We start from the raw sequence: 12,874 nt of genomic DNA on the forward strand, positions 1-12,874 counted from the left end.
TTGCCCCCGCGCGCCCTTCGCGCGATAGACCGACCAACCCGACCCGAGCTTCAGGACCAATCCGATGCCCGACCTTCTGCTGGAACTCTTTTCCGAGGAAATCCCCGCCCGCATGCAGGCGCGCGCGGCGGAAGACCTCAAGCGCCTCGTCACCGACGGGCTGGTCGAGGCGGGTCTGACCTATGCCGGGGCAGGGGCCTTCTCGACCCCGCGGCGGCTGGTTCTGGCGCTGGAAGGGCTGAGCGCCGAGTCCCCGACCATGCGCGAGGAACGGCGCGGCCCCCGCACCGACGCGCCCGAAAAGGCGCTGGAGGGGTTCCTGCGGTCGACCGGCCTCAGCAAGGACCAGCTTGAGGCGCGCGAGGAAAAGAAGGGCAGCTTCTGGTTTGCCACCATCGAAACCCAGGGCCGCCCCGCCGCCGAGATCGTGGCCGAGGTCGTCACCCGGACCGTCCGCACCTTCCCCTGGCCCAAGTCGATGCGTTGGGGGGCGGGCTCCTTGCGGTGGGTGCGCCCGCTGCATTCCATCCTCTGCGTTTTGTCAGACGAGAACGGCTCCAGCACCGTCGCCTTCGACATTGATGGCATCGAGGCCGGCAATACGACCGAGGGGCACCGCTTCATGGCGCCCGGCCGCTTTACCGTGAATTCTTACGACGACTACGCGGCCAAGCTGGCCAAGGCGCATGTGATCCTCTCGCCCGAAGAACGGGCAGAGAAGATCTGGCATGACGCGACCACGATGGCCTTTGCCGCCGGCATGGAGGTGGTCGAGGATCGCGCGCTTCTGGCCGAGGTGGCGGGGCTGGTCGAATGGCCGGTCGTGCTGATGGGCGATATCGGGGACGAGTTCCTTGGCCTTCCGCCCGAGGTTCTGCAGACCTCCATGCGCGAGCACCAGAAATTCTTCTCGGTGAAGAACCCGTCCACGGGCCGGATCGAGAAATTCATCACCGTCGCCAACCGCGAGACCGCCGATCATGGCGCGACGATCCTTGCCGGGAACCAGAAGGTTCTGGCCGCGCGCCTGTCGGATGCCAAGTTCTTCTGGGAAAACGATCTGCGCATCGCCAAGTCCGGCATGACCGAGTGGATGGACTCGCTGGAAAACGTGACCTTCGAGCGCCGTCTTGGCAGCCAGGCCGACCGCATCCAGCGCATCGCGTCGCTGGCGCGGGAAATCGCGCCGGTGGTGGGCGCCGACCCCGAGGATGCCGCGACCGCCGCCAAGCTCGCCAAGGCCGACCTGTCCTCGGAAATGGTCTATGAGTTCCCCGAGTTGCAGGGCGTCATGGGCCGCTACTATGCCGAGGCCGCCGGCCATGCGCCCGATATCGCCGCCGTGGCGGAGGAACATTACCAGCCGCTCGGCCCGTCGGACGATGTGCCGTCCTCGCCGCTTTCGGTCGCCGTCGCCCTGGCCGACAAGATCGACACACTGACGGGGTTCTGGGCCATCGACGAGAAGCCGACCGGGTCGAAAGACCCTTTCGCGCTGCGCCGCGCCGCGCTCGGGATCATTCGCATCGTGCTGAGTGAGGGGCGTCGCCTGTCGCTGGATCGCTTCATCGACAGCCAGGTTCTGCGCCACAAGATCGCGTTGGAGCGCCCCGTGGTCGGCGATGACGTGATCGACACGATGGAAGAGATCCTTGAAGAGATCGCGGAGCGGGGCGTCTTCGGCGCCGCCTTCCGCGCGGTGACCGACCGTCTCAAGGCCGCTGGCAACGGGCCTGATCTGGAAGAGGGCTCGCCCCTGCGCACCGTGGGGGACATGGTGCCGGACCTGTCCACGGACCTGCTGGCGTTCTTCCATGACCGGCTGAAAGTGCACTTGCGGGCCGAAGGTCTGCGCCATGACGTGATCGACGCGAGCCTGTCGAAACCGCCCGCAGACGACCTGACGCTGGTTGTCGCCCGCGCCCGCGCCCTGCAGGAGGTCATCGCGACCGAGGATGGCGAGAACCTCGTTCAGGCCTATCGCCGCGCAGCCAATATCCTGACGCAGGCCGAGGAAAAGGACGGGGTCGAATACCGCTTCGGCGCCGATCCGAAATTCGCCGAGACGGACGAGGAAACGGCCTTGTTCGCGGCCCTCGATCAGGCGAAAGCGGCCATCGCCCCCGCGCTTGCGGCCGAGGATTTCACCGCCGCGATGGGCCATATGGCGGGTTTGCGCGCGCCGATCGACGCGTTTTTCGAGGCGGTGCAGGTCAATACCGACAACGAGATCGTCCGGCGCAACCGCCTGAATCTGCTGCACCAGATCGTGGAAACCTGCGGCCAGGTGGCCGATCTGGACAAGCTGGACGGGTAGGGCGGGCGGCCCCGGGCGGGCCGCTTTGCCACAGGCAACGTGGCGTCGCATCCTGTCACCTGAACTGGACAGGTCATTTCGTGCTAGTATGGTGTGCTGCACGCGCGAAAGGACGAGCATGATGCTCACCACACCCGACTTCACCGAGATCACGCCGACGGCCGACATTCGCACGGACCGGCACGGCAATCGCGCGAAATGCCTGCAACGCCTGGTCCGGCTGGATTTGCCGGTGCCGCCCACGGTCGCGCTGCCCTTTGACACGGTGCGCGCCATCGCCCAGGGGCGGATGCCGGACCTCGCGCAGGTGCTGGGGCTGTTCGGCCCCGATACGCTGGTTTCGGTCCGGTCCTCCAGCGAGGCCGCCGATTGGGGCGGTCCGGGCACCATCCTGAATATCGGCATGAACGACGCGCAGGCCGAGCGGCTTGCCGCCATCCACGGTCAATCCGCCGCCGACGCCTTCTATGTCAATTTCATCCGCAGCTATGCCGTCGATGTGCTGCGCCTTGACGAAGATGCCTTCGAAGGGCCGTTGACGCCCCGCCTCGCCAAGTCCCAGTTCGAGGACGAGATGGAGGAAGAGTTTCCGCAGGACCCAACCGTGCAACTTGCGCAGGTGCTCAAATCAATGGCGCGCGCGTGGGAGGGGACGACCGCACGCCTTTTGCGGCAGGCCAAGGGTGCGCCCGCCGATGCGGGCCTCGGGCTGGTGGTGCAGCAGATGGCGCTTGGTCCCGGCAAGGGGCTTTCGGGGGCGGGCGTCGTCCAATTCGTCTCGTCCGAAACGGGCGAGCCGCAGGTGACGGGCCGCTACCTGCCGCAGGGGCAGGGCCGTGCCGCCCTGTCGAAATCCGAGGCCCGGTATATCGAGCATGACGAACGCGGCCCGTCGCTTGAAGACGATGCGCCCGAGACCGTCGCCGCCCTGCGCGAGGCCGCACTGCTGATGCGGACCCGCCTGCGCGAGGAGATGCAGATCGAGTTCACGCTGATGGACGGGCATCTGTCGCTGCTCGACGCCGTGCGCGCGCCCCGTTCGGCCCGCGCCGAGGTCGCCATCGCCGTCTCATTGGCCGAGGACGGCATCATCCCGCGGCATGAGGCGCTGACGCGCATCGCGCCGAACACGCTGAACCAGATGCTCCACCGGCAGGTTCTGCCCGACCCGCATCGCGATGTGCTGACGACCGGCATCGCCGCGGCTCCGGGCGCTGCGCAGGGCCGCATCTGTTTCACCGCTGCCGCCGCGCAGGCCAGCGCCGCGAAGGGAGAGGCCTGCATCCTTGTCCGGCGCGAAACCAGCCCCGAAGATATTCGCGGCATGCATGCCGCCGACGCCATCCTGACCGAGCGGGGCGGCATGACCAGCCATGCCGCCGTGATCGCGCGGGGCCTTGGCGTGCCTTGTGTTGCCGGGGCCACCCAGCTTCAGATCGACAGCCGGAAGAAAAGCCTGACCGTGCCGGGCCGAAAGGTGTTTCACGAGGGCGATATCATCACGGTAGACGGCTCCTCGGGCGAGGTGCTGGTGGGCGCCGCCACGATGATCGAACCGGCCCTTGGCGGGGCCTTTGCGACGCTGATGGACTGGGCCGATGCCGAACGCGATATCGGCATCCGCGCCAATGCCGACACGGCCGGGGATGCCGCGATGGCGCAGCGCTTCGGCGTGGACGGGATCGGCCTGTGCCGGACCGAGCATATGTTCTTCGAGGCCGGTCGCCTGACGGTGATGCGCGAGATGATCTTCGCCGAGAACCCCGAGGATCGCGCCGCCGCGCTGGAACGCCTGCTGCCGATGCAGCGTGCCGATTTCCAGGGCCTGTTCGAGCTGATGCGCGGGCAGCCCGTGTGCATCCGCCTGTTCGACCCGCCGCTGCATGAATTCCTGCCCGGCGATCGCGAGGGTATCCATGCCTTGGCCGAGGCGCTGGACCTGCCCGCCAGCCGCGTCGCCTCGCGGATCGAGAACCTCCAGGAATTCAACCCGATGCTGGGGATGCGAGGGGTGCGCCTCGGCATCACCGTGCCCGAGATCTACGAGATGCAGGCGCGCGCCATTTTCGAAGCCACCATCGCCGCGTCCCGCAAGGGCGCGCCGGTCGTGCCCGAGATCATGATCCCCCTCGTCTCGGCCCGGCGCGAGGTCGAACTGGTCAAGGCGCGCATCGACGGGGTGGCCAGCGCGGTCAAATCGGAGACGCGCAAGGAATTCACCTATCGCCTTGGCGTCATGGTCGAAACGCCGCGCGCCGCGTTGCGCGCGGGCGAGATCGCGGAGCACTCCGCCTTCCTCTCCTTCGGGACGAACGACCTGACCCAGATGACCTATGGCCTGTCGCGCGACGATGCGGGCCGCTTCATGTCGGCTTATGTCCACCAGGGCGTGTTCGCAGAAGACCCTTTCACCCAGCTCGATATCGACGGTGTGGGCGAGTTGCTTTTGCTTGGGGCAGAGCGCGGGCGCGAGGCCCGGCCGGACGTCACCTTGTCGCTCTGCGGCGAGCATGGCGGCCATCCGCAATCCATCGGTTTTTGCCGGCGCGCCGGCTTCGACTACGTCTCCTGTTCCCCGTTCCGGGTTCCGGTCGCCAAGTTGGCGGCGGCACAATTGTCCATTCTTGACAAGCATTTGCCGCACGACGTTGATTTGGATATTGGCGCCGATGACTGATTTCGGCACGAGTGTCGTCAACTATTTGTGACCTGTTCAGCTTCAATCACTAGATTCGGTGCGAATTTTGTGACGCAGGCGAAACACGGTACACCACTCGACGACGGTCGAATCAACGGCTGCGCACGGGCCATGCCGTCCGTGGAAAGGGGTAAAATGTCGAGAAAGATGCAGCTGGCCGCCCTTGTGGCCGGCCTCATGAGTTTTGCGGTGCCCGCCGCCGCCGATACACTCAATCCCGAGGTGACGATGTCGACATCGCGGACCCCGGGTGGTGGGATCTCTGGTCGACTGGGCGCCCTAATGGGGATCGAGCAGGCGTCGCTCGCCACGCTCTCCGAAACGCGCCTGCGCCGCCTGGGTGCCCCTTACACCGGTGGAACGGGCGATGACGTGCGCATCATGGATGCCGCGGAGCTCGATGACCTGCGCCGCCCGCGCGGCAACCGGCAGTGGCAGTGCCTCACCGAAGCGCTCTATTTCGAGGCGCGCGGCGAACCCATCGTCGGCCAGTATGCCGTGGCCGAAGTCATCCTGAACCGCGTGGACAGTCCGAACTACCCCAACACGATCTGCGACGTGGTGCACCAGGGCACCGGGCGCCGGTTCGCCTGCCAGTTCACCTATACCTGCGACGGTCAGCCCGAAGACATGACCGAGCGCACCGCGTGGCACAGGGCTGGGCACATCGCCCGCATCATGATGGACGGTGCGCCGCGGGACCTGACGGGCGGGGCCACCCATTACCACGCCGATTGGGTCAGCCCGAACTGGGCGCGCGTCTATCCGCGCACCGCCGAATACGGCATCCACCTGTTCTACCGTCAGCAATACTGAGCGCGTCGTCTTTCGCGCCCGAACCGCCGCGGCCTGTCATGGCGCGTGGCGGTTTCGCATGTTAGGCCACACCCGCAGGACGACAGCGGGTGGGTTCCAACCATGAGTGACGAGATTTCCCTGGCCTTCCGCCACCCTTCGGAGCGCGCCAAGGCGACGGCGGGCGACGCGCCGCGCGACCGGATCTCGATGACCGAGCATCTGCGCGAGGTCGAGATCGGCGCTTTCCAGGCCGAGCGGGGTGTAACCCAGACCATCCGGTTCGACGTGGTGGTCGAGGTCAGCAGTCGCGCCGAAAGCGCCGCCGACGACGTGGACAGGATCCTGAGCTACGACACCATCGTCGAGGCGATCGACGCGGCACTGGCAGCCGAGCGGGTCAACCTCCTGGAGACGCTGGCCGCGCGTATCGCCGACGGCATCCTCGCCCATCCGCTCGCTGCGCGCGTCTTCGTGCGCATCGGCAAGCTGGATCGTGGCCCCTACACGCTTGGCGTCGAGATCGTGCGTGAGGCACCCGAGGGCCGCCGCCCCTTGCGCCTTCTGGCCGAGACGGCGCCGCAACCGCTGGTCGTGTACTTGTCGAACGAAGCGGTCGCGCGACCGGATCTTTCCGGTTTGCTTGACCGGTTGGAGGCCGCCGGTGCGCCGGTGATCCTCTGCGTCGACCGGCCCGACCTGCCGGTGCCCCATGCCGCCCACCCGATGCCCCAGCGTCGTATCGACCTTCTGGCGATCGAGCAGGGCGCTTGGGTGCTGGCGGCGCGCGATCGGCGCTGCGTGGTGGTCGACAGCCGAACCGAGCTGGACTGGGCCATGCGGCAGGGGCAGATCAGTGTCTGGGCGCCCTCGAAATTGGTGCTCGACGCGGTTGAGGGGCCTGCGCCCGACGTAACGCACCCTTTGTCGCTCGCGCTCTGGCTGGCCGCCGCGTTCCACGCGCGCGAGGTCCTGTCCCTTGGTGCGACCCCGCCGGAGGGCGCGCCCGATCCCCATTGCCCGCTGCGCCTGCTTAGCGCCGCCGATCTGCCCGACGTGCCGGTCCCGCTGACCAGCACATGACCCGCGTGCCGGATTGCGACGGGGGGGTCGGATCGCGCCGAAAGCCTGACTTTTCCAGGACCTTCAAGGCCGCGCGATGCTCGGGGCCGATGATGGCGAACACATCCGTTTCCCGGAACACCCGCACCGCGTAATCCAGCGCGTGGGCGACGAATTCGCTGGCCAGCCCGTTGCCCCATTGCTCGGGCAGCAGGTAGCAGCTCAGTTGCAGGCCCTTGCGCCCGAACCCGATATTGAACCCGCCCACGCCCAGGTCATGGCCCGCATGTGACAAAGTCCAGGGGGCCACGCCGCGCCGTTCCCATTCGCCGCGATCCAGGGCCAGCCGCGCCGGGCCCTTCTCGTTGAAGAGCGCCCGGTATGTCGGGGCCGAGCCGGCCTCGGGCGGGCGGCAGGACAAACGTGGCGTTTGAAACGGGACAGGGGCAGACATTGGGTCCGGCACTGGATTGACGTGGCGTCACTTTATAACCTGCGACAGGCTCATATACCATCGAGAGCACCTTGCGATGCAAGGCCGCAGACGCTACTCGGCGCGTCATGAGCCGCTATTTTCGCCCGATCCCGTACCTCGATCCCGCAGATATGCCGGGCAGCTTCGTCTTGGCGGGGGGGTGGGCGCGGTTCAGCCATGTCGAGTGCCTGTCACGCGGGGCCGCGCCCGAGATCATCGCCGCGTCCGATCTGCCCGAGGAGGATCGCGCGCCACTGATCGCGCCGCGTGCGCCCATCGCCGGGCTGAGCATGGACATGCCGCGGCTCATGGGCATCCTCAATGTCACCCCCGATAGTTTCTCCGATGGCGGCCAGCATGAAGGTGTCGAGGCCGCCTGTGCCCATGCCGCGCGCTTGCTTGAGGAAGGTGCAGACCTGATCGATATCGGCGGTGAAAGCACCCGACCGGGCGCGCCCGAGACGCCCGAGCCGGAGGAGATCGGCCGCATCGCGCCGGTGATCGCGGCGTTGAGGGCGCAGGGGGTGTCCGCTCCGATCAGCCTCGATACGCGGAAATCGGGCGTGGCGCGGGCGGGAATGGCCGCCGGGGCGCCGATCCTGAACGATGTCTCCGGCCTGCGGTTCGACCCTGCATTGGCCGATGTCGCGGCTGAAACCGGCGCACCGCTGATCCTGATGCACTCCATCGGCACGCCCGAAACGATGCAATCCCTGGCCGAAGAGGCCTATGCCGACGTTCTGCTCGACATTTATGATGCGCTGTCGGCGTCCGTCGCGCAGGCCGAGGCCGCGGGCGTGCCGCGGGAGCGGATCGTGGTCGATCCCGGCATCGGCTTTGGCAAGACGCAAGCGCAGAACCTTGCGGTGCTGAACCGGATCAGCCTGTTTCATGGGCTTGGATGTGCGATCCTGCTGGGGGTGTCGCGCAAGGGGCTGATCGGGCGGATCGGCGGGGCACCCGACCCCGAGGCGCGCGGCCCCGGATCGGCGGGTGTTGGCCTATGGGCCATATCGCAGGGCATACAGATGCTGCGCGTTCATGATATGGAGATGCATGCGCAGGCGATCCGCCTGTGGCGCGCCGTCTCCGGCGCGACGAGAGGCTAAGCGACGGTCCGGGGCCAACCCGGGCGGAGGGCAGAGAAAAATGACACGCAAGCTGTTTGGCACCGACGGGGTGCGGGGCCGTGCGAACACCTATCCGATGACGGCAGACATGGCGCTGCGCCTGGGCGCGGCGGCGGGCCGCTTTTTCCGGCGCGACACCAGCCGTGAGCATCGCGTGGTGATCGGCAAGGATACGCGGCTGTCGGGCTACATGCTGGAAAACGCGCTGACGGCGGGGTTCACCTCGACCGGGATGAACGTGTTCCTGCTTGGCCCGGTGCCGACGCCCGCGGTGGGGCTGCTGACGCCGTCGATGCGGGCGGATGTGGGTGTGATGATCTCGGCCAGCCACAACCCGGCCGAGGATAACGGGATCAAGTTTTTCGGACCGGATGGCTTCAAGCTGTCGGATGCGGCCGAGGCCGAGATCGAGGACCTCGTCTCGGGAGAGGTCGAACCCGCCCAGGCCGAGAATATCGGGCGCGCCAAGCGCATCGACGATGGCCGCTTCCGCTATGTCGAACGGGTCAAGGGCACGTTTCCGGCAGGTCTGATGCTTGAGGGGCTGAAGGTCGTGATCGACTGCGCCAACGGCGCGGCCTACCGCGCCGCCCCCGAGGTTCTTTGGGAACTGGGGGCCGAGGTGATTGCCGTGGGCGTCTCGCCCAACGGGATGAACATCAATGACGGCGTGGGATCGACGAAGCCGCAGGCCGCCGCCGAGAAGATCCGGGAAACCGGCGCGGATGTGGGCATCTGCCTCGATGGCGACGCGGACCGGGTGATCCTGATCGACGAGACGGGCGCCGTGGCCGATGGCGACCAGGTCATGGCGCTTCTGGCCGCGCGTTGGGCCGAGGAAGGCCGGCTGACCGGCGGCAAGCTGGCCGCGACCGTGATGTCCAACCTCGGGCTTGAGCGGTTCCTGGCTGGCAAGGGGATCGGGCTGCACCGCACCGCCGTCGGCGACCGCTACGTGGTCGAAGCGATGCGCGCGCATGGCCTGAACCTGGGCGGGGAGCAGTCGGGCCATATCGTGATGACCGATTATGCCACCACGGGCGACGGCCTCATGGCGGGCCTGCAATTCCTGGCCGAGATGGTGCGGACGGGCCAACCCGCCAGTGCCCTGGCGCGCAGCTTCGACCCGGTGCCGCAGCTTCTGAAGAACGTGCGCTACGGCGTGGGCCAGACGCCGTTGGAGTTGCCGCAGGTGCAGGAGGCCATCGCCGAGGGCGAGGCGCGGCTTGGTGAGCAGGGGCGATTGCTGATCCGCAAGTCGGGCACCGAGCCGTTGATTCGTGTTATGGCCGAGGCCGAGGACGAGGCGTTGATGATGGCCGTCGTCGACGAGATCGTCGGCGCGGTCGAAGCCGCCGTCTGAGGGGGAACGGGCGCGCTCGGGCCCCCGGTGTCCGGGGGCCGCTCCCTTGCCCGTCGGGGGCGCTGCCCCCTCACGGCCTTCGGCCGTTCCCCCGGAGTTTTTCAGCCAAGATGAAGGGCAGGGTCAGTCCGGTTTCACCGGCTGGCCGGCGATATAGGTCTGGATGATGGCGCGGTCGTCGCCCATCATGATCGTGGGGAAGATGGCCTGCCAGATATCCTCGGCGCGTGCGGCGGCCTGTGCGATGGCGGGGGTCGATGCGAGGTCGAGCGCGATCATGTCGGCCTCGTACCCGGGGGCCAGCCGCCCGATCCGGTCACCGAGCTTCAGCGCCTCGGCCGATGCGCCCGTGGCGAGCCAGATCAGCTCTGACGGATGCAGCGCCGTGCCGCGAAGCTGTGCGATCTCGTAGGCGGCGGCCATGGTGCGCAGCATGGAGAAGCTGGAGCCGCCGCCCGTGTCGGTGGCCAGCCCCACGCGCATCCGGGCGCGCAGGCTCATGTCAAACAGGCCCGATCCGATGAAGGTGTTGGAGGTCGGGCAGTGGACCAGCGCCGCGCCGACCTCGGCCAGCCGGTCGATCTCGCGCGGGGTGAGGTGGATGGCGTGGCCATAGAGGCCGTTTTCGCCGAGCAATCCGTGTGCCTCGTAGGTGTCGAGGTAATCGCGCGCCTCGGGATAGAGGCTGTGCATCCAGGCGATCTCGTCGGTCTGCTCGCTGAGATGGGTCTGCATCAGGCAGTCGGGATGCTCGGCCCAGAGGGTGCCGAGCGCGTCGAGCTGGCCGCGTGTCGAGGTGGGCGAGAAGCGCGGCGTGACGATGTAGGACAGGCGGTCGACCCCATGCCAGCGGTCGAGCAGCGCCTTGCTGTCGTCATAGGCCGATTGCGCCGTGTCGCGAAGGCCCTCGGGGGCCGTGTCGCGGTCCATGCAGGTCTTGCCCGCCAGCATCCTCAGCCCGCGCGCCTGCGCCTTGGCAAAGAACGCCTCGACGCTTTCGGGATGGATGGTGCAGTAGCTGGCGACGGTGGTGGTGCCGTGCGACAGCACGAGGTCGAAATAGCGCGCCGCGACCCTGGTGGCATAGTCGGGATCGCCGAAGCGCATCTCCTCGGGGAAGGTATAGCTGTTCAGCCAGTCGATCAGCCGCTTGCCCCAGGAGGCGATGATCGCGGTCTGGGGATAGTGGGCATGGGCGTCGATGAAGCCGGGGAGGATCAGGTGATCGCCGTGGTCGGTGACGGCGGCCTCGGGATGGGCGGCGCGCAGGATGTCGGCCTCGTCGACCGCAACGATGTGCCCGTCCGCCACCAGCACCGCACCCCGCCGTCTGTGGCGTGCTGCACCGGACCCCTCGCGCGCGGGATCGCCCGAAAATTCCAGAACCTGCCCAAGGATCAGGCGCTTGCCGGTCATGCGTCTATCCCGCCTTGTTTCATGCGATCCCTGCATAGCGATCCGATGCGCCCTATGTTAGGCCCAATCGCAACAGGTCACGCGCAACAGATCCCGGGAGGCAGGCATGAGCGACATCGAGGATGACGTGCTGGACGAGGCTGCCGGGGGGCAATCCGGCGAAGCCCGCGACAGCTATGCGCTCGACGACACGCTGCTTGGCAAGCTGCGCACCGCCGTGGATATCGGCGACCCGGCGGCCATCGACGCGTTGATCACCCCGTTGCACCCGGCCGACATCGCCGACCTTCTGGAACAGGTGTCGCCCCCGGTGCGCGAGGCTTGGCTGAAGCTGTGGCCGTCGAACATCGACGGTGCGGTCCTGTCGGAACTCTATGGCGATCTGCGCGAGGAGGTGATCGGGCTTCTTCCCGACGCCGTTCTGACCGACGCCGTGCGCGACCTTGATTCCGACGACGTGGTCGACCTTGTCGAGGATCTCGAGGATGACCAGCAGGAGGCGATCCTCGATTTCCTGCACCCCACGGAACGGGCCGCCGTCGAACAGGCGCTGAGTTACCCCGAGGACTCCGCCGGGCGACTGATGCAGCGCGAGGTCGTGGCCGCGCCCGAGCATTGGACCGTGGGCGAGGCCATCGACTACATGCGCGCCCACAAGCGCGAATTGCCCGAGCAGTTCTACCACCTGATCCTGACCGATCCGCGGATGAAGCCCACCGGCTACGTCACGCTGGGGCGGATCATGTCCTCGGCGCGCAAGACGCCCCTGACCGACCTGGTCGAGGACAGTTTTCGTGCCATCCCCGCGACCCAGCACGAGGATGAGGTGGCCTATGCCTTCAACCAGTATCACCTGATCTCGGCCCCGGTGGTCGATGATGACGGGCGGCTGGTGGGGATCATCACCATCGACGACGCCATGATCGTGCTGGACGAGGCGAACGAGGAGGACATCCTGCGCCTTGCCGGTGTGGATGGCGAAAGCTCGCTCAACGACCGGGTGATCGACACGACCAAGCGGCGCTTTCCATGGCTTTTCGTCAATCTCATCACCGCGATCCTCGCCTCGCTTGTGATCTCGCAATTCGAGGAGGCCATCGCGCAGATCGTGGCCTTGGCCGTGCTGATGCCAATCGTCGCCTCGATGGGGGGCAATGCGGGCACGCAAAGCCTGACGGTCGCGGTGCGCGCGCTGGCCACGAAGGACCTGACGCGCTCGAACCTGATGCGGGTCGTGATGCGCGAAGCCGGGGTCGGATTGATCAACGGGGCGGTTTTCGCCGTCGTGATGGGGGTGATCGGGCTGGCATGGTTCGGCAGCGCGATGCTGGGCGTGGTGATTGCCGTCGCGATGGTGATCAACCTGCTGGTGGCGGGATTGGCCGGGATCCTCGTGCCAGTTGTGCTGGATCGGCTGAAGGTCGACCCGGCGCTGGCCTCGGGGGCGTTCGTGACAACGGTGACCGATGTGGTCGGCTTCTTCGCCTTCCTCGGGCTGGCTGTCCTGCTGTTGTTGTAAGGGGGTGCGCCGCGCTGTCGCGCGTCGCCGGGGGCAGAAAATCGGAGATTTTCTAGGGCACTGTCATGGCCGCCTGCGCCGGTTGCGTGCGACCCGAAA

Annotated in this window: 9 protein-coding genes; 7 read left to right on the plus strand and 2 right to left on the minus strand. The window is 67.2% G+C overall.

Translation table 11 applies throughout. The features are described from left to right. Positions 1–64 precede the first annotated feature (64 nt). The 4 genes from glyS to ABD923_RS03530 all read left to right on the plus strand — a co-directional run bounded on the left by glyS (position 65) and on the right by ABD923_RS03530 (position 6,893). Positions 65–2,317 (plus strand): glycine--tRNA ligase subunit beta, encoded by a 2,253-nt coding sequence (gene glyS, locus ABD923_RS03515; RefSeq protein WP_259546652.1) that lies wholly within the window; start codon positions 65–67, stop codon positions 2,315–2,317. Positions 2,318–2,438: 121 nt separating this feature from the next. Then, complete coding sequence (locus tag ABD923_RS03520; protein ID WP_259546651.1) at positions 2,439–4,994, plus strand: pyruvate, phosphate dikinase; 2,556 nt, start codon at positions 2,439–2,441, stop codon at positions 4,992–4,994. A gap of 156 nt (positions 4,995–5,150) precedes the next feature. Continuing rightward, positions 5,151–5,831, plus strand: coding sequence for a cell wall hydrolase (locus ABD923_RS03525; RefSeq protein WP_259546650.1), 681 nt, complete (start codon positions 5,151–5,153; stop codon positions 5,829–5,831). A gap of 102 nt (positions 5,832–5,933) precedes the next feature. Next, on the plus strand, positions 5,934–6,893 hold the full coding sequence (locus tag ABD923_RS03530; RefSeq protein ID WP_259546649.1) for a dihydroneopterin aldolase: 960 nt from the start codon (positions 5,934–5,936) through the stop codon (positions 6,891–6,893). Here the strand turns inward: ABD923_RS03530 and ABD923_RS03535 are convergent. Further along, positions 6,844–7,326: a GNAT family N-acetyltransferase gene (locus ABD923_RS03535; protein WP_345229418.1), complete on the minus strand. Its 483-nt coding sequence runs from the start codon at positions 7,324–7,326 to the stop codon at positions 6,844–6,846. The two genes, ABD923_RS03530 and ABD923_RS03535, sit on opposite strands and share 50 nt — an antisense overlap. Before the next feature lie 107 nt (positions 7,327–7,433). Here ABD923_RS03535 and folP point away from each other — a divergent pair, with 107 nt between their 5' ends. Both folP and glmM read left to right on the plus strand, forming a co-directional pair. Then, a complete protein-coding gene (gene folP / locus ABD923_RS03540) occupies positions 7,434–8,456 on the plus strand; it encodes a dihydropteroate synthase (protein WP_259546647.1) in 1,023 nt (340 codons plus the stop codon). A 40-nt stretch (positions 8,457–8,496) separates the two neighbouring features. Next, positions 8,497–9,840, plus strand: a complete 1,344-nt coding sequence (glmM, locus tag ABD923_RS03545; RefSeq protein WP_259546646.1) for a phosphoglucosamine mutase — start codon at positions 8,497–8,499, stop codon at positions 9,838–9,840. Between the two features lie 123 nt (positions 9,841–9,963). On the opposite strand, the gene guaD is transcribed toward glmM, so the two are convergent. Further along, positions 9,964–11,256, minus strand: a complete 1,293-nt coding sequence (gene guaD, locus ABD923_RS03550) for a guanine deaminase (RefSeq protein ID WP_259546645.1) — start codon at positions 11,254–11,256, stop codon at positions 9,964–9,966. A 106-nt stretch (positions 11,257–11,362) separates the two neighbouring features. On the opposite strand from guaD, the gene mgtE reads away from it, so the two are divergent. Continuing rightward, positions 11,363–12,775 (plus strand): magnesium transporter, encoded by a 1,413-nt coding sequence (gene mgtE / locus ABD923_RS03555; RefSeq protein ID WP_259546644.1) that lies wholly within the window; start codon positions 11,363–11,365, stop codon positions 12,773–12,775. Positions 12,776–12,874: the final 99 nt, after the last annotated feature.

Source organism: [Roseibacterium] beibuensis, from assembly GCF_039542305.1.
Lineage (GTDB): Bacteria > Pseudomonadota > Alphaproteobacteria > Rhodobacterales > Rhodobacteraceae > Roseibacterium > Roseibacterium beibuensis.

Excerpts from the sequence above, each read along its gene's own strand:
- guaD (WP_259546645.1), bottom strand. The coding sequence starts at position 11,256 with ATGACCGGCAAGCGCCTGATCCTTGGGCAGGTTCTGGAATTTTCGGGC.
- folP (WP_259546647.1), top strand. The coding sequence starts at position 7,434 with ATGAGCCGCTATTTTCGCCCGATCCCGTACCTCGATCCCGCAGATATG.
- mgtE (WP_259546644.1), top strand. The coding sequence starts at position 11,363 with ATGAGCGACATCGAGGATGACGTGCTGGACGAGGCTGCCGGGGGGCAA.
- ABD923_RS03535 (WP_345229418.1), bottom strand. The coding sequence starts at position 7,326 with ATGTCTGCCCCTGTCCCGTTTCAAACGCCACGTTTGTCCTGCCGCCCG.
- ABD923_RS03530 (WP_259546649.1), top strand. The coding sequence starts at position 5,934 with ATGAGTGACGAGATTTCCCTGGCCTTCCGCCACCCTTCGGAGCGCGCC.
- ABD923_RS03525 (WP_259546650.1), top strand. The coding sequence starts at position 5,151 with ATGTCGAGAAAGATGCAGCTGGCCGCCCTTGTGGCCGGCCTCATGAGT.
- ABD923_RS03520 (WP_259546651.1), top strand. The coding sequence starts at position 2,439 with ATGCTCACCACACCCGACTTCACCGAGATCACGCCGACGGCCGACATT.
- glyS (WP_259546652.1), top strand. The coding sequence starts at position 65 with ATGCCCGACCTTCTGCTGGAACTCTTTTCCGAGGAAATCCCCGCCCGC.
- glmM (WP_259546646.1), top strand. The coding sequence starts at position 8,497 with ATGACACGCAAGCTGTTTGGCACCGACGGGGTGCGGGGCCGTGCGAAC.